14 protein-coding genes are annotated in these 16,544 nt (G+C 61.3%); 4 read left to right on the plus strand and 10 right to left on the minus strand.

What is annotated here, in order from left to right; genetic code table 11:
- Positions 1–10 precede the first annotated feature (10 nt).
- The 10 genes from AC4DF4_RS06465 to AC4DF4_RS06510 all read right to left on the minus strand — a co-directional run bounded on the left by AC4DF4_RS06465 (position 11) and on the right by AC4DF4_RS06510 (position 10,753).
- The gene (locus AC4DF4_RS06465; RefSeq protein ID WP_490047294.1) at positions 11–2,257 is read right to left on the minus strand and encodes a GumC family protein; all 2,247 of its coding nucleotides are present in this window, start codon (positions 2,255–2,257) and stop codon (positions 11–13) included.
- A gap of 21 nt (positions 2,258–2,278) precedes the next feature.
- Positions 2,279–3,403, minus strand: coding sequence for a DegT/DnrJ/EryC1/StrS family aminotransferase (locus AC4DF4_RS06470; protein ID WP_490047307.1), 1,125 nt, complete (start codon positions 3,401–3,403; stop codon positions 2,279–2,281).
- Positions 3,403–3,903: an acyltransferase gene (locus AC4DF4_RS06475; RefSeq protein ID WP_490047295.1), complete on the minus strand. Its 501-nt coding sequence runs from the start codon at positions 3,901–3,903 to the stop codon at positions 3,403–3,405. Before AC4DF4_RS06475 ends, AC4DF4_RS06470 begins: the two co-directional genes overlap by 1 nt.
- A gap of 82 nt (positions 3,904–3,985) precedes the next feature.
- Positions 3,986–4,807 (minus strand): sugar transferase, encoded by an 822-nt coding sequence (locus AC4DF4_RS06480; RefSeq protein WP_490047296.1) that lies wholly within the window; start codon positions 4,805–4,807, stop codon positions 3,986–3,988.
- A 583-nt stretch (positions 4,808–5,390) separates the two neighbouring features.
- Positions 5,391–6,641, minus strand: a complete 1,251-nt coding sequence (locus tag AC4DF4_RS06485; protein WP_490047297.1) for a hypothetical protein — start codon at positions 6,639–6,641, stop codon at positions 5,391–5,393.
- A 180-nt stretch (positions 6,642–6,821) separates the two neighbouring features.
- Positions 6,822–7,919 carry a PfkB family carbohydrate kinase gene (locus AC4DF4_RS06490; protein WP_490047298.1) on the minus strand — a complete coding sequence of 366 codons (1,098 nt, stop codon included), beginning with the start codon at positions 7,917–7,919 and terminating at the stop codon, positions 6,822–6,824.
- Positions 7,920–7,977: 58 nt separating this feature from the next.
- On the minus strand, positions 7,978–8,397 hold the full coding sequence (locus AC4DF4_RS06495) for a DUF5069 domain-containing protein (protein ID WP_490047299.1): 420 nt from the start codon (positions 8,395–8,397) through the stop codon (positions 7,978–7,980).
- A 43-nt stretch (positions 8,398–8,440) separates the two neighbouring features.
- A complete protein-coding gene (locus AC4DF4_RS06500; protein ID WP_490047300.1) occupies positions 8,441–9,148 on the minus strand; it encodes a murein hydrolase activator EnvC family protein in 708 nt (235 codons plus the stop codon).
- A 67-nt stretch (positions 9,149–9,215) separates the two neighbouring features.
- The gene (locus tag AC4DF4_RS06505) at positions 9,216–9,998 is read right to left on the minus strand and encodes an alpha/beta fold hydrolase (protein WP_490047301.1); all 783 of its coding nucleotides are present in this window, start codon (positions 9,996–9,998) and stop codon (positions 9,216–9,218) included.
- Positions 9,995–10,753 carry a GYF domain-containing protein gene (locus tag AC4DF4_RS06510; protein WP_490047302.1) on the minus strand — a complete coding sequence of 253 codons (759 nt, stop codon included), beginning with the start codon at positions 10,751–10,753 and terminating at the stop codon, positions 9,995–9,997. Before AC4DF4_RS06510 ends, AC4DF4_RS06505 begins: the two co-directional genes overlap by 4 nt.
- On the opposite strand from AC4DF4_RS06510, the gene AC4DF4_RS06515 reads away from it, so the two are divergent.
- The 4 genes from AC4DF4_RS06515 (at position 10,752) to AC4DF4_RS06530 (ending at position 16,262) form a co-directional block, all read left to right on the plus strand.
- Entirely contained in the window at positions 10,752–12,386 is a 1,635-nt protein-coding gene (locus tag AC4DF4_RS06515) for a xylulokinase (RefSeq protein WP_490047303.1), read from the plus strand. The two genes, AC4DF4_RS06510 and AC4DF4_RS06515, sit on opposite strands and share 2 nt — an antisense overlap.
- 7 nt (positions 12,387–12,393) lie before the next feature.
- Complete coding sequence (locus AC4DF4_RS06520) at positions 12,394–13,065, plus strand: lysophospholipid acyltransferase family protein (RefSeq protein ID WP_490047304.1); 672 nt, start codon at positions 12,394–12,396, stop codon at positions 13,063–13,065.
- Between the two features lie 13 nt (positions 13,066–13,078).
- Complete coding sequence (gene folD, locus AC4DF4_RS06525; RefSeq protein WP_490047305.1) at positions 13,079–14,017, plus strand: bifunctional methylenetetrahydrofolate dehydrogenase/methenyltetrahydrofolate cyclohydrolase FolD; 939 nt, start codon at positions 13,079–13,081, stop codon at positions 14,015–14,017.
- A gap of 193 nt (positions 14,018–14,210) precedes the next feature.
- Positions 14,211–16,262: a carbon starvation CstA family protein gene (locus AC4DF4_RS06530; RefSeq protein ID WP_490047306.1), complete on the plus strand. Its 2,052-nt coding sequence runs from the start codon at positions 14,211–14,213 to the stop codon at positions 16,260–16,262.
- Positions 16,263–16,544: the final 282 nt, after the last annotated feature.

Genomic DNA, 16,544 nt, shown 5'->3' on the forward strand with positions numbered 1-16,544 from the left:
TTACCTGACTTCATGTTCCTCCGATCACCCAGCCGGGGACATGCGCTCGCGTCTTGTTAAAAACACAAGACACATCCGCCCTTCCCTTGACCAGCTCGGAGTAACCCCACTTCAAGGCGTCGCGGCTGGTATTCTCGGCATCCAGAACCAAGATCACCTTATCCATCAGGCCCGCCATGGTGAGCGTGCGGCTGGTCTGGTCGACAGCCGGCATGTCAAAGATGATATAGTCAAATTCGCTGGCCTGCAGCTCGGGCATGAGCTCATAGAGGTGATGGGGCGTGAATGTCGTCAATCCACTATCATCTCTCCGGGCCATGGCACTCGCGTAATAGAGCTTCTGCGGGCTTTTCCTGAAGTTGGAATGATTTGCCACATGCAAGGCCCCGTTGAGCGAATGCCGTGGCACTTCCCCCAGCAACGGGCTGTCTTCCGGGTGATATGAACTCAGGTCGACGAGCAAGACCTTCGCGCCCTTGATCTCCGAAAATGATTTCGCCAGTCCTGCGGCGATGGTCGAGGCGCCGGCACCTTCCGACAAGCCGGTAACAGCCACCAGCTTGGGCTTGTGGGTCACATTGTTGATTTCAAAATTGAAAACGACGCGGTCGCGGATTGCTTCCGAATAGGGCAAAATGAAGTGATTGGCCTTTCTCACGCCACATGTGAAAGAGTCCTGGTTGATAGCAGCCGGAAGCTCCGGGTTCTCGCCCTGTGCGATCCGTGGCTTTCCGGACTCATGGGAAAGCATCAGCCCTCCACGGTTTTTCGCCCGGATGTATGGAATCACCAGCAGAAGGGGCAACTGAAGGCGGGTCTGAATCTCGATGGGCCGTTTGATTCTTGGGTTGAAGAGCAGTTCGATCATGAATGCAAGGCCCACTCCAATCACCATTCCTCCGCCAGCCAGCCCGAGAATAATTTTTTGGACTTTCTTGTCATAGGTCCGGATCGGTTCGGTTGGCTGCTGGACTACCGTGATGTTCGGCATCCTCGAAGGGTCGAGCGTCTGATCGACTTTGGCGTTCTTCAAGTTCGCCTCAAGCGAGCGGTATTCGGCGTCTTCCATCTGTTTGCGGCGATCCATCTCCTCGATTTGCGCGCCGATAGCGTATTGCCGGCCGAACTGCTCGGTGATTTCCTGAAGATGGGTATCGAGCATTGCGATTTTCGCAGTGACAGACGCGAGGCGCGCCTTTTCCATGATCAGGTTCCATGCGGGATTATCGGCATTCTTCTCCAAGACCTCCGACTCTGCGGCGAGCCCAGGGTATCGAACAACCAAGTCCCGCCGCTTCCCGTCGTAGGTGCTGATTTGCCGCTGGTTGTTGGCTAGCAGCGGGTTCCCTGGCTTGAATTTGAGGTGCAGGTCCATGTCCCGCTTTTGCAAGAACCCGAGCATTTCCATAACCGTCCGGTATTCGGTAATCACCTGTGCTGGCGGCGGGTCGCTCGTGTCCTTGGAGGATTCGCCCCCCTTTGGGAGCTCGTCCCCGTTGGCGAAGGTCTTTCCGAGTGATTCGATGCCCGCCTTGCGCTCGGCGAACTCGGCCTTGGCATTCATCAAGTCTTCCTGGGTCTTGGCCCGCTGGGACAGCAGGGCGCTGGTCGCGTCCGCCAATGACAAGATTCCCGAATCAGTTCTGAGCCTGTTCAACTGCTTCTCGGTTTCTTTCAAACGCTCACGCACCTCCTCCGCCTGTTTCGCGACCAGATCAAACGCGGCGGCCGAGCGGTGAATCTCCAGGTGCTTTTCGAAATAGCGCTCGACGATTTCCCTCAGCACTTTCTTTGATAGTTCCGGATCCGGGCTTCCATACACGACGCGAAGAACGTTGCCGCTCTGTCCGAGACCTACTTGCATGTCATCAATAATACTGCCTGCCGCATGCGACAGGGTGACCTTTCCCAAAAAATCAGGGACCACGACGTCGGCGCCGATTTTCCCGGCGACCTGCAAAGCGAGATCCTTGCTCGTGAGAATTTCGATTTCCGTATTGATGACGCTATCGCCGGCGATGATATTCGGGCGTGAGGAATCCTGGAAGGTGTCCTCCGACGCTCTTTCCAGCACATAGCGGACGAGCAGCTTGGCCTCGGATTGATAGATCGGAGTCCTGGTCAAATAGACGGCGGCGGCGGCACCGAGGCCCAGCAACGAGAGCAGGACAATCATCCATTTGTGTTTGAACACCACAAACAAGACATCCTGCACTCCAAACGCCTCCGCGGAGGCCTGTGGTTGGGATTTTTGCATGGATTCGGGGGAACCGGGGGTTCAGGCGATCCCAGCAGCTAGGGAGCAGGTGACGGACTCCGTCACGGCGGCCGTGACAAAGGCGATTTGATCCTGGGTCATCTCCGGAAACATGGGCAGGGAAACCAATTCGTCCGCGCTTTGTTCGGCTACAGGGAAATCGCCTCGCCGGTATCCGAGGTGGCGATATGCCGGCTGGAGGTGGACGGGAACCGGATAATGAAGACCGCATCCGATTTCCTTCGCCCCGAGCGTGTCGATCAAGCGCCCCCTGTCACGGGCCCTCAATGCGTATAGATGAAAAACGTGATTTCTATCATTCATGACGGCCGGCAGGACAAGTCCGGGAAGGTCCGCCAGGGCACGGTTGTAGCGCAGCGCGTGGTCCCGGCGCAGCCTGTTCTCCATCTCAAGATGTCGCAGCCTGATGCGAAGCACCGCCGCTTGAATGCCATCCATCCGGCTGTTCCACCCCACCAGGGAGTGGACGTTCTTGCGAGATTGCCCGTGATTTCCGAGCATGCGGATCTGGTTCGCGAGCTCGTCATTTCCCGTGACGACGGCACCTGCCTCGCCGAACGCGCCCAGGTTTTTCCCGGGGTAGAAGCTAAAGCACCCGGCATCGCCGATCAATCCGGCTTTGCGCCCCTTATATTCCGCGCCGTGGGCCTGGGCGGCGTCTTCGATCACCCGCAAACAGTGCTTGCGAGCGAATTCAAGAATCGGATCCATGTCGGCGGGCTGGCCGAACAGATGAACCGGAATAATCGCCTTGGTGTTGCGAGTCCGCACGCTCTCGAGAGCCGCCGGATTGATCGTGTAAGTCCGCGCGTCAATATCGGCGAAAACCGGCGTGGCGCCTGCCAGGCAAATAGCCTCTACGGTGGCGGCGAAGGTAAGCGGCACGGTGATCACTTCGTCGCCGGGACCGATTCCCAGCGCCAGCAAGGTCAGCCACAAAGCCTCCGTGCCGCTACCCACGCCAATCGCGTGCCGCGTGCCGCAGTAGGCGGCGAATTCGTTTTCAAACCGCTCGACGAACGGCCCTCCGGAAAAGGCCCCGGAATCGATGATCTCCCCGATGGCCTGCATGTATTCCTCCCGCAGAGGAGCGGTGCGTGCTTTCATGTCGAGAAAGGGAACCATCATGGATTTTCCGGGTTCGGCGGCGGAATGGGGCGGGCGGGATTTCCCACGACGGTCATGCCCGCAGGGACGTCGCGGGTGACTACGCTGCCCGCACCGACCATCGCGTTTTCACCGATGACAAGTCCGCCCAGGATGGTGGCGCCGGAGCCGATCGACGCGCCATTTTTCACCAGTGTCGGCTGACATTCCCAACCTGAATCAGATAAAGGCGCGCCGTCCTCCGCCACGGCGCGGGGCCGGCGGTCGTTGGCAAACATCACGCCGTGGCCAACGAAAACGCCGTCCCCGATGGTCACCCCTTCACAAATAAAGGTGTGGCTCGAAATCTTGCACCGCGCGCCAACTTTCGCGCCTTTTTGAATTTCGACGAAGCAGCCGATCCTTGTTTCATCGCCGATCTCGCAACCATACAGGTTCACAAGGCCAAAGAGCCTGACTCCCTCACCAAGCCTGACGTCTGACGCCACCCGGAGACCCTCATGATTGCCCTCGATCATATTTTGACTTGTGACCCCGGCCTGGATCTACCACCCATGCCGCGACTGCATGAAATGTCCGTGCCACCGAGGGAATTTCATCTCATCTGGCCGGGCCGTTGGGGAACGCCGCCTGCCGTGGGTTGCCTGCGGACGGCTCAAACCTCGCGCGTTGACTGCGAGCCTTCTTCTGCTGGGAAGCCTGGCACATCTGGAGCAGCAAAGCGGACGGAGTCCTCATCATGATGCCGATGTCCAAGGCAGGCGAAGCATGATTTGCATAATACACGTCCATGAGGTTCATTTCGCGGAATGTCGTCTGGTTCTTGCCATTTACCTGCCAAATGCCAGTAAGACCGGGAAGCACCATGAACCTTGCCCTCTGTTTCGCGGAAAAAAACCGATATTCTTCGGGTAGGCAGGGCCGCGGCCCCACCAAGCTCATTTCACCCCGGAGCACATTCAGGAGTTGCGGCAACTCATCAAGACCCGCAGACCTCAGGAGGCAACCGCCGGGGATCACCCTGGAGTCACAGATAAGATCCAGTTTGATCATCGGGCTGTTGGAAGCGACCAGATTCCTTAGATAGGCTTCATGCGAACTCGTGCCGCAGTCCATCTTCATGCTGCGGAACTTATAGAGCACGAATTGCTTCCCGCCCCACCCGATCCGCACCTGGCGGAACAAGGCGGGGCCGCGGGAAACCAGACGGATCCAGAGCGCGATCACAGCCACCAAAGGCACCACAAACGGCAGGCTGAGCACGATGCAAAGGACATCCAGAACGCGCTTCCATCCAGGTATCGCCGAGGCGGTTGTCCGCTGGCTTTGCTTCCCTCCTGCGATGGTTCTGCGGCCCGCGGAAAATCCGCCTGAAGTAGCGGCAGAGCCATCCTTGTGAAACGGAGCATCAACTCCGGACAAGGAGTTCGACCGTGATGTACCAGATGTCGTTTCTATACCAGAAGTTGCTTCGAATGTAGTGGTCACTGGAACGTAGTGTTAGATCGTGAGAGGTATGCACAACCGTTGATATTAATATCTTCACAAAAATTTCAAATCACGGGTTCTGATTTGGGGGGCGGATTCGATCGTTCCGGGTGAAGACGCTACCGCCCGTGGTCGTTGAACGCTTATATCACTAAAACCAATTTTTAGAGATCCGGTCAAGAGACAAATGTTTGTTTCATGTCATTTCCAAAAAATTCCCGAGAACACTGGTTTCAACAAAAATGACACAGCGAGAAATAGCCTGCATTTGGGCGCAGGTGGCCAGGCATCGTGATAAAAATCACAGGGACCTTGGATTCGTCACAGCCGCGAAACGCGCCTCCTGAAAAATACGGAAACCCAAAGCAAGTTTCATTGTCGGCGTTAAATGAATCCTTGAAAATACCGAGATGACCTGAATTTAAGGGCTGCCAGCGACCGAATCAACAGGACCTAACTGACAAGGTCGCGCGTTGGAAGCCTCTTCCCATTCGAGCGCTGGGGCGTTGAGCCACGCTCAGAATTTGATCCCAAGGCCGATGGAGACCTGCACCTGGGACCAGTCCTCCTGGCCGTTGTTGATCACATAAAGAATCTTGGACTGGAAATCCAAGCCATCGAGAAGGAACTTCCGGTTATAGGATAGGAAAACACCCATGCTATTGTCATCTTCCAGCGTGCTCGATGCAGCCCCGACTTGCTCATAGTTCGCAAAATTCAAATCAAGCCCCAGGCCCACAGACCCCCTGAGCAGCTGACGGTTCAGGGCTGTGGATATCATCAAATTATTGATCACGTAATCCACATCCGACGGTGACGGCACGGTGACATAGCGAATGGAGCCAACCCATCCGAGCTTTTCACTGATAGCATAGCTTGCCGCCAGGCTCCCCGTCATTCCGATCGAGCCATCCCCCTCGTCGCGGGAGTTTGTCGCGTATTCCACCCCGAGCGAAGCTGCGAGCTGGATTTTTTCTCGCAGCCGGTATTGAGTCTGCACCAAGAATTCCCACGAATCGCGCGCGCCCGTATTATCCGACTTCGCAGTGGCGTAGCGGATCGCCGGACCCACTCTGAAGCGCTCCGTGGCAGACCAGTATCCGCCGATGTAGGCCGTGTAGATTTCCGAGCCTTCGATCGAATCGTTATCATAATCCAACATGGCGGCCGTCAAGCTCGCGGAAAGAGACGTCCTCGGAGCAATCTGGTAGGAGCCATCAATGCCGGCGCTGAAGAGCGATTCGTTGACGAATTCTCCGATGATCTGGTCTGTTCCCGAATTCTGATCATAATTCACATGTGCCGAAACCACCGTTTTCGCGCCTGCGATTCTCATCGAGACCGCGCCGGAGTGGTCCGCTCCGTTGTATTCCGGGTTTTCCATATAGGTTCGAATGACCGGGCGATAACTTGCCTGGATGGAAAAGTCACCCCCCCCTTCGGGATCGGTCCCATAGTTGATCCACGGTGCGAAGTTGATGCCGACCTCGCTCTCGGGGTCGTCTTCCGTGAGAAAGAAGTTCGAATCGTAAATGGAATCCACCCCCAGCCCGTAGGAGAAGCCGCCCTTGAAGCCCGGTCCCGTCGTTGACTCGAAGATTTCTCCGATGGGTGAAATCGCATCAATCCCCACAGTTTCCGAGTCCGCCATCCGGCTGGCGAAGCTCGCGGCCCGCACCGGATCCCATGCTGGAACGCACACGGCGACAGTGGCGATCACCCACGCGCTCGCTGCCTTGTTACTGGGAATTCGGGGGGGATTGGACATGGGTGTCTTTTCGATAAAGCAACGTTATCGTTAAAACATCGCCCTTGAAGTGTCAACATCATTCAACCTCTAACCTGGCGACGGACCTGGACGTCCGCCATCGAGCGTCCTGACTGTCCCAGTCGGCAGCAGAGCCTCCGGAGCCGGCTGAGGCCGCTGCAACCCATCGCGCCCGCCAGTTTAGCGGACGACCCGCGCGCCGCCGCCGCCGATTTGCTTTTCGACTTCCTTGCGGGTGACCATCGAGGTGTCGCCGGGCGTGGTCGAGGCCAGCGCGCCGTGGGCGGCTCCGTATTCGACGGCTTTCTGTGCGTCGTTGAACTCGAGGAATCCGAACTGCAGGCCGCTTGCAAAGCTATCGCCGCCGCCGACGCGGTCCATGATTTCCAAGCCGGGGTATTTGCGGCTTTCGTGGAATTTCCCGTCGTGCCAGAGGATCGCGGACCAGTCGTTGACGGTCGCGGAAATGACGCCGCGCAGGGTGGTGGCGGCGACCTTGAAGTTCGGGAAGGTCTTCACCGCGGTTTCGATCATCGCCTTGAAGGCATTCAGCTCGATGGCGGAAATGTTGTGGTCCACGCCCTCGACCTCGAAGCCGAGAGAGGCGGTGAAATCCTCCTCGTTGCCGATCATGACATCGACGTATTTTGCGATCTCGCGGTTCACTTCCTGCGCTTTCGCCAGGCCGCCGATGGTTTTCCAGAGCGACGGACGGTAGTTGAGATCGTAGGAAACGACGGTGCCGTGTTTGTTAGCGGCCTTCACGGCTTCCACGGTGAGCGCGGCGGTGGATTCCGAGAGCGCGGCGTAGATGCCGCCGGTGTGGAACCAGCGCACGCCGAGTTTGCCGAAGATGTGGTCCCAATCGACGTCGCCCGGCTTGAGCTGGGAGGCGGCGGTGTTGCCGCGGTCGGGATTCCCAACCGCGCCGCGGATGCCGAAGCCGCGCTCGGTGAAATTGAGGCCGTTGCGCACCTTGCGGCCGATGCCGTCGTCCTCGCGCCATTGGATGAAATCCGTGGCCACGCCGCCCTGCATGATGAAGTCCTCGATCAGGTGGCCGATTTCGTTATCGACGAAAGCGGTGACCACCGCGGTCTTGTAACCGAAGCATTTCCGCAGGCCGCGCGAGGTGTTGTATTCGCCGCCGCCTTCCCAAGCCTGGAAATGGCGGGCGGTGCGGATGCGGCCTTCGCCGGGATCGAGACGGAGCATGACTTCGCCCATCGACAGTTGATCGAAGGCGCATTCGGATTTCGGTTTGATCGTAAGTGACATGGTTTTCTTCGTGGGTGGCGGGGGGATTCAAAGGTCCGTTTCCCTTGGTGTAAAGCGCTCAGGATTTCCGGCCTTCGTCGTATTCGAAATACTCGAGCATCGTCTCGATTTCGTCGCGCCCTTCGAGGCCGCTCTCCTGTTTCCGGCGGGCCAGGATTGCGCTGACGGCGTCTTTCCAGCCGACTTTTTTCAGGTAGTTGTTCCAGATGAAAATGTCGCCCTCGTTGAGCTCGCGGCCGGTTTCGAAACACCATTTCAGGATCTCCTCGTCGCTGCCGCCTTGCAGCACGCGCGCCGCGAGGTCCGCGTAGTTCACCCGCAGGAAATCCGCGCAGCGGCCGTCGAAGCCCGATCCGAGATTGTCACAAAAATCCTCCCGCAGCGTGCCCGCCGCGTTTTGCCGGATCTTGTCCAGCATCCGGGCGAAATAAATCATGCCGAGGGTTTCCTGATAGGCGGAGAGCGGTGCGGTTTTCATAAATCCGCCGCCGTGGTATCCGCTGCGGGCGGACAAAGCAAGCTCACCGCGCGCCGTCGGTGGCGAGCATGCGGGCCAGCGGAGCGGGCGAGAGCTCGTCGGTCCCGGCATTCCGCAGGCCCGCGATCGTCGCCGCCGGATCGAGCCGGTTGAGCGGAAACATCGCGTAACCCGCGCCGATGTCCACGCCGTCGCTGGTCCGCATTTCGAAATGCAGGTGTGCCGGATAGTAACCGTTCGCCGTGCCCACGGCGCCCACTTTCCCGCCGCGCGGGACGAGCGCGCCGGGCGCGACATCGATGCGGTGCAAGTGCGCGTACATCGAATGCAACGGCCGCCCGTCCGCCGCGGTGTGCGCGATGACGACCATCTTCCCCCATCCCGGCGATGGCTCTCCGGCGTAAACGACCCGCCCGTCCGCCGTGCAGAACACCGCGTCTCCCAGATCGGTGTTCATCCCGCCGATGCCGTTGAGGTCGTCGCCGGTGTGATGGCCGCCGCGCTTGACGTTCATTTCCCAGAACTTCTGCGCGTTGTAAACCAGCCCGCCATGATTCGATCCCAGCGGTGGATCAAACCGCAGCGCCCGCGGAATCTCCGCCGCCTGCCAGGCGGATAGAAAATGGAAGCGGTGGTCCGGCTCGCCGTTCGCGGGCATCGCCAGCGGCGAATCCGCATCGATCTCCGACGGCGGGAGTTTCAGATAGAATCCCACGGCCCCCACCACTGCGGCGAGCACGAGGAGGATCAAAAGTTTCGACGGCCGCACCTGCATCGCGCGGATACTGTGAATCCTCCGGGAAACATTCAAGGGGCATTCAGCGGCCGGACTTGAGGAAATGCGCGACGCGTTGCGCGGGCCAATCTCCGGCTTCCCACGGCACGCGGTGGCCGGAGCCGGGCGCGACGGCGAGCGTGGCGCGCGGGATTTGCGCGACCGCGCGTTCTGCCAGAGCGAGGAATTTCGGGTCGTTTTCCCCGGCGATCCACAGCACCGGGACGGTGATTTCAGGAAGCCGCTCCCACAGCGTCTGCTGCGCACCGAGCGACCAATCGACGAAGCTGCGGGCGATCTCGCGGCGGCGCATGACGAGGCTGCCGGAGGCTTGCGGGTCGCGCGGCGGAGTGTCGCCGAGGACGGGCTGGGCGTTCCAGCTATCGAAAAATTTCTGCCAGTTTCCGGCCAGCGCCTGGGTCGCCCACTCGGTGTCGCCGGCTCGTCTGGCAGCTCGTTCCTGCTCGGATTCCAGCCCCGGGTGGGCGGAAATGATGACGGCAGCCTGCCATGGATGGTCTTTTTCCAACAGAGCGTGCAAGGCCAGGCGGCCGCCCATCGAGTAGCCTAGCAGGGCGCGGCCGTTGCCCCGGAAAACCTCGCCGCCGGCCTCGGCGTTGAGGGCTTTGGCAAAGTCGGTGAGTGGCAGCGGGCAGCATTCGAGAAAGCGCCACAAGTCCACCGCCCGCGAGCCGATCGCGGCGGCTGCCAGGTTTTTCGCGAAGCCGCGCCAGTCCGCCGCCATGCCGACGGCGCCGTGCAGGCACCAGCATTCCATCGGCCCGGCCTCGCGGCGTTCGTCGGCTTGTTTGGAATACTGGATCACGGTTTGGGCGCGGACGCCGCGCGGACGGCGTCACGGATTTGTTGCTGGAGTTCAGGCGATCCAATGGCTCCGAACATCAGGGCGACCACTGCGGCGACGGCCAGCAGGGCGATGGCGATCATCAGCCAGTAAACGATGGCGAGGAAGATTCCGGTGCCGTCGAGTTTCTTGTGATAGGCGTAGCCGGCGGGGCAGGCGAAGCAGCGGTAACCGACCCAGAAATTCAGGATCGGCACGAGATTCCCCAGATACCACCAGCGGCTCATGCCCAGGTTCACAAGACGCTGGAGGCCGAAATAGAGGCCCACGATGAACGGGATGAAGTTCGCTCCGATCGCCGCGAATTTCATGATCTCCGGACCGAACTCTGAAGTTAGAAAGGGAGTTGCGGCGGCCAATCCAAAGGCCCAAACGAAAGGGAAGATCAAGGTGGCGATGAGAAAGCTCCGCCGCCGCGCGCCGGGCCAGCCGCCTTCCTTGGCCATGAAGTTCTCGGGCGATTCCTGTTGCGGCGGCGAGTAGGGATCGGCTGCGGGAGCGAGGCTTTCCGGAGGTTCGAGAGGCGCGCGGCGTTCGAACAATCCTTCGATTTCGCCCGCCGGTTTCCACTCAGCCATGCCGTGCGTCCAGACCATGTCGAGGCGCGGGTTGAGGGCGGCTTCGGAGGCTTTGACTCGGAGCTCGGCAAAGGTGACCGGCCCGATTCGTTCTCCTTCGCGTGAGTAAAACCAAGCGTCCTGCGGCGTGTCGTTCATGAAAGTGAAATATCGGAATCCGCAAAACCTGTCAAACGCCCGCTCGCCCGCGGTTTTACACACGGCGGGACTTGTCAAAGCGCGTGGCGTGGCGAAACTCGCGGCGTCCGCCCGGCGGACGCCAAAAACGATCATGCACTTTCTGGGGATTGAAATCGGTCACGGCGGCACCCGCGCCGTGGTCTTGGATCTGGAATCCGCGGTGATCCGTGCCGAGGCGTGGGTCCCGCATGCTTGGATCGAAGGCCTGCCGGCTGGCTACCGCGAGCAAGACCCGGCGCAATGGATCGACGCGGTGGACCGCGCGGTGCGGCAGTGTCTGGCCGCGCTCGACGGCCAGAAAGAGCGAGTCGCGGCCATCGGAATCGCGGGTCCGCAGCGCGGGTTGGTGCTGCTGGACGAGGCGAACCGGATCATCCGCCCGACGAAACTGGCGGGCGATGTTTCCGTGAAGCGGCAGGCCGACGAAATCGCGCGCGCGTTCGGCGGCGCGCCCGGACTGATAGAAATCGCGGGACAAGCGCCGGGCGTGGAATCGGCCGCGGCGGAGTGCCTGTGGTTGAAGCAGCACGAGCCCTATCATTTTCAACGGGCGGCGAGCTTGCTCACGGTGCAGGATTTCATCGCCTACTGGCTCACCGGCGAGCGGGCGACCGAGGCGGGCAGCGCTTCGGGCACGGGCCTGCTCGACATCCGCACGCGCAAGTGGTCGGCGGAGCTGTTGGATTTCATCGACCCGCAGCTCGCCTCGCTGCTGCCGCCCGTCGGCGCGTCGGACCAACCGCGCGGTTTGCTGCGGCCCGCGCTGGCCCGCGAGTGGGGAATATCCGCGATAGTGCAGGTGGGGGCTGGCAGCGCTTCGCCGCTGTTAGCCGCGCTGGCCGCCGGCTGTGTCACGAATGGCACGGTGGCGGTCGAGCTCGGATCGGCGGGCGTGATCGTCGGGGTGGGAGACTCGCCGGTGATCGATTACCGCGGCGAAATCACGCCGCTGTGCAACGCGACCGGCAGCTGGCTCGGACTCGGCACGACGACCAACACGGCGGTGGCGCCGGAAGTCCTGCGGCGTCATTACGGATGGAGCGCGGAGCAATTTGAAGCGATGGTGGCAAGCGTCTCGCCGGGTGCGGACGGTCTGCTGTTGCTGCCGTATTTCACGGGCGAATCCATCCCGCGGCTGCCGGATGGCACGGGCGTGCTGCACGGGATCACGCCGGGGAATTTCACGCCCGCCCACATGGCGCGGGCCGCGGCGGAGGGCGTGGCGCTCGGCCTCGGCTACGCGATGAGCCGCTTGCGCGACCTCGGTTTCGATCCGCCGGAAATCCGCCTGCTAGGTCCTGGCGTATTGAGTCCGGTGACGCGGCAGCTGCTGGCGGATGTTTTCGGCGCGCCGGTGGTGCCCGTTTCCAGTCGCCAGGGAGCCGCGGTGGGCGCCGCGATGCAGGCGGCGGTCGCATTTTTCCATCAGAGCGGCGAGTCGCTCGGCTTTGAGGAAATCGCCAGCTATCTGGTCGCCGGCGATTCGGAATCGCGCTGCGACCCGGACCCGCAGGCGCACGAGATGTATCAGGAACTGATGTCGCGCCAGCAATACCTCGTGGACACTCTTCACCCGGCCGGATTCCTTTAACTAACTGATGAGCAAGGCCAAAAGCACCGAGATCCGTGGAAGCCGCAGGGCGGAAATCCTTGGTTCCGTCACGGGCTGGTTCATGCGCTGCTGGGCCAAGACCCTCCGCTACGAAGTCCATGACCGCTGCGGCGTCACCACTCCGGAAGATCCGCTCGGCCCGGTCATCTTCGCGCTCTGGCACAACCGGATTTTCACCATCCCGCCGATCTGGTGGCGGACCGGCGGAAACGTCCGGAAAGCGGTCGTCCTAACCAGCGCGAGCAAGGACGGGGCGCTCCTGGCTCGGGCGATGGCCGTGTTCGGCATCGGCGCGGTGCGCGGCTCGTCCTCGCGGCGGGCGGTGGCGGCCTTGATCGGCATGAAGCGCGCGCTCAAGGATGGGCTCGACGTCTGCATCACCCCCGACGGCCCGCGCGGCCCGCGTTATGGATTCCATCCCGGCGTCATCAAACTCGCGGAATCCTCCGGCGCGCCGATCGTGCCGATCCATGCGGTGTATTCCTCCGCCTGGCGCTTGAAAACCTGGGACCGCCTGGTCATTCCCAAGCCGTTCAGCCGCGTCACCGTCATTTTCGACGAGATGCTTGTCGTCCCGCCCAAGCTTGATGAAGCTGCCTTCGAAACTTACCGCGAGCGGGTTCAGGCGATCCTCCTCGCGGGCACCGATGACGCCTGAAAAATTTCTCCCAATGAACTCCCCGCAAATCCTCGATGGAAAATCCGTAGCCGCCGCCGTGCTCGACGAGTGCCGCGCGGAAACCGCAGAATTGTTAGCCAAAGGCATCCAGCCCGGCCTCGCCGTGGTGCTCGTCGGCAGCGATCCCGCCTCGCAAGTCTATGTCGGCTCGAAAACCCGCACCTGCGCCGAACTCGGATTCCACTCGCTCAAAATCGAACTCCCCGCGGAAACCACGCAGGAGCAACTGCTCCAAGTCGTCCGCGATCTCAACGCCGATCCCGCCATCCACGGCATCCTCGTGCAATCCCCGCCGCCCAAGCACATCGACGAGGAAGCCGTCATCCGCGAGATCGACCCGCGCAAGGACGTCGATGGCTTCCACCCGGAGAACGTCGCCAAGCTCGTGCTCGAAGACCCGAGCGGCTTCGTCCCCTGCACCCCCGCCGGCTGCATGAAACTGCTCGAAGTTTCCGGCATCAACACCCACGGAGCCGAAGCCGTTGTCATCGGCCGCAGCATGATCGTCGGCAAGCCGATGGCGCTGCTGCTAGTCTCGAAGATTTCCAACGCCACAGTCACCATCGCCCACTCGCGCTCCAAGGACCTGCCCGGCATCTGCCGCCGCGCGGACATCCTCGTCGCCGCCGTCGGCCGTCCGGAAATGGTCAAGGCCGACTGGGTGAAGCCCGGCGCCGTCGTCATCGACGTCGGCATCAACCGCGTCCCGGACGCCACGAAAAAATCCGGCTACCGCCTCACCGGTGACGTCGCCTATCAGGAAGTCGCCCCGCTCTGCTCCGCCATCACCCCCGTTCCCGGCGGCGTCGGCCCGATGACCATCGCGATGCTGATGAAAAACACCCTGCAAGCCGCGCGGCAGCTCGGGCGCTCTGAGGAGGAGGCGGCTAGACGCTTGGACGGAGACGAACGCAGTCAAACCACGTGGTAGAACACCGGCTTTCCGGCCGATTTCCTTCACTCGGCCACCCAACGCGACTTTCTCAGGTGGATGAACCACCCGGGCGGGGGAAAAATGGCAAGAAAAGACTATGACTAAAGACCTAAACCTTTTTTTACCATACCTCAAACCCGACTCTCAACTCCACACTCGACGCCTTCCTCTTTTTCGCTGAGTTTCCCCCATGCCCCGCCTTGCCCGCATTCTCCTCTGGCTCGTTGTTTCGCTTCTCGGAGCCACCGCCGTCGCCATCGCTGCCTTCCAACGCAACGAACCCGTCAACGCCCTTTGGTTAGTCGTCGCCGGGGTCTGCACGTTTGCCGTCGCCTATCGGTTTTACTCCGCCTGGCTGGTTGCCAAGGTCCTCACCATCGACGACCTCCGCGCCCCCGCCGCTGTCACTTGCAGCGATGGCAAGGACTTCGTTCCCACGCCCAAGTGGGTCGTCTTCGGCCACCACTTCGCCGCCATCGCCGGACCCGGCCCGCTTGTGGGTCCCGTGCTCGCCGCGCAATTCGGCTACCTCCCCGGCACGCTCTGGCTGCTGGTCGGGGCCACCCTCGGCGGCGGCGTGCACGATGCCGTCATCCTCTTCGCCTCGATGCGCCGCAATGGGAAATCGCTCGGGCAAATGCTCAAAGAAGAGCTCAACCCGGTGATCGGTCTCATCGCGATGATCAGTTTGTTGGCGATCATGACCATCCTGCTCGCCGTGCTCGGACTCGTCGTGGTGAAAGCCCTGGCGGAAAGCCCGTGGGGGCTGTTCACCATCGCCGCCACCATTCCGCTGGCCTTCGTCATGGGCGTCATGATCAAGAGTGGGAAATTCAGCGTCACCGCCGCCTCGGTTTTCGGCGTCGTCGGATTATTCGCGGCGGTGGTCGGCGGGAAATATCTATCACCCGAGTGGACCGCAGCACTCACCCTCAAGTCCACCGAACTCGCCTGGGCCATCATGATCTACGGCTTCGCCGCCAGTGTGCTGCCGGTGTGGATGCTGCTCGCCCCGCGCGACTACCTCAGCACCTTCATGAAGCTCGGCACCGTCGCCGTGTTGGGGGTGTTCATCGTCATCCTCGCCCCGCCGCTGCACATGCCCGCCATCACGCCGTTTGTCAGCGGCGGCGGCTTCGTCGTTCCCGGCCCTGTGTTTCCCTTCGTCTGCATCACCATCGCCTGCGGGGCCATCAGCGGTTTCCACTCGCTCATCGCTTCCGGCACCACGCCCAAGCTGCTCGCCCGCGAGAAGGACATCCGCCTCATCGGCTACGGCTCGATGGTGGTGGAAATGTTAGTCGCGCTGATGGCCATCATCGCCGCCTGCGCGCTCCAGCCCGGCGAGTATTTCGCCATCAACTCGCCCATCGATCCCAACGACGCCGCCGCCGTCACCGCGCAGATCGCGAAGATCAATTCCTACGGCCCCGAATACGCCGTCACCGAGGCCCACATGCGGCAGCTCGCCAGCGACCTCGGCGAGCCGCACATGATCGGCAAGGTGGGCGGCGCGCCGACTTTCGCCGTCGGCATGGCGCAGATGTTCGCCAAGGTCATCCCCGGGAAAACCGCGCTCTCGCTGTGGTATCACTTCGCCATCATGTTCGAGGCGCTTTTCATCCTGACCACGCTCGACGCCGGCACCCGCGTCGGCCGCTTCATCCTCCAGGACCTGTTGGGAAACATTTCCCCCCGACTCGGCAACACCCAGTCCTGGCTCGGCAACATCCTCGCCACCGGCCTGCTCGTCTCGGCGTGGGGCTTCCTCCTCTATCAGGGAGCGCTCGATCCCGCCGGCATCGCTAAATCCCTGTGGCCCATTTTCGGCATTTCCAACCAGCTGCTCGCCGTCATCGCCTTCTGCCTCGGCACCGTGGTCCTCATCAAGATGGGCAAGGCCCGCTACTGCTGGGTCACCGCCGTGCCGATGGTTTTCCTCACCGCCGTCACTTTCACCGCCGGCTATCTGAAACTTTTCTCCGCCAACGCCGCCGGTTTCCTGCCCGCCATCCGCACGCTGGAAACCCAGATCGCCGCCGGACTGTCCGGCAAGGCCCTCAAAGCCGCCGAGACCTCGCTCTTCAACGCCCGCATCGACGTGGTCATCACCATTGCCTTCCTGTTCTTCGTCACCCTCATCGTCCTCGGCACCGCCCGCGAGTGCTGGCTGCTGCTCACCCGGCGGAAATCCAGCGTCCTCCGCGAAAGCGAATACATCCCCCACGCCGAGCAAGCGTAGCGGCGATCACCGGTCGCCGAGTCCGGGTCTGCCGCACTCCCGGCGCGCTCGGCCAACCCGTTTTCCTCTCAACTCTCTGGAACGTCTTACCCATTTCCGGGCCGCCGTCTCGCATCATTCCACCGGATTTAAAGCCAGGTTTAGCTAAACTTGTTTCGGTAGTTTAAACCCGAAAACCGAAGTTGGATAAGGCATCGTTTGGCTACAGGCCATGTGGTAGAAGGGTTGTGTCGAATAACCGCACTCAAAAACGACCTGCAAGGCGACGGCTTCTGCATGCAG

Source organism: Luteolibacter sp. (assembly GCF_058122085.1).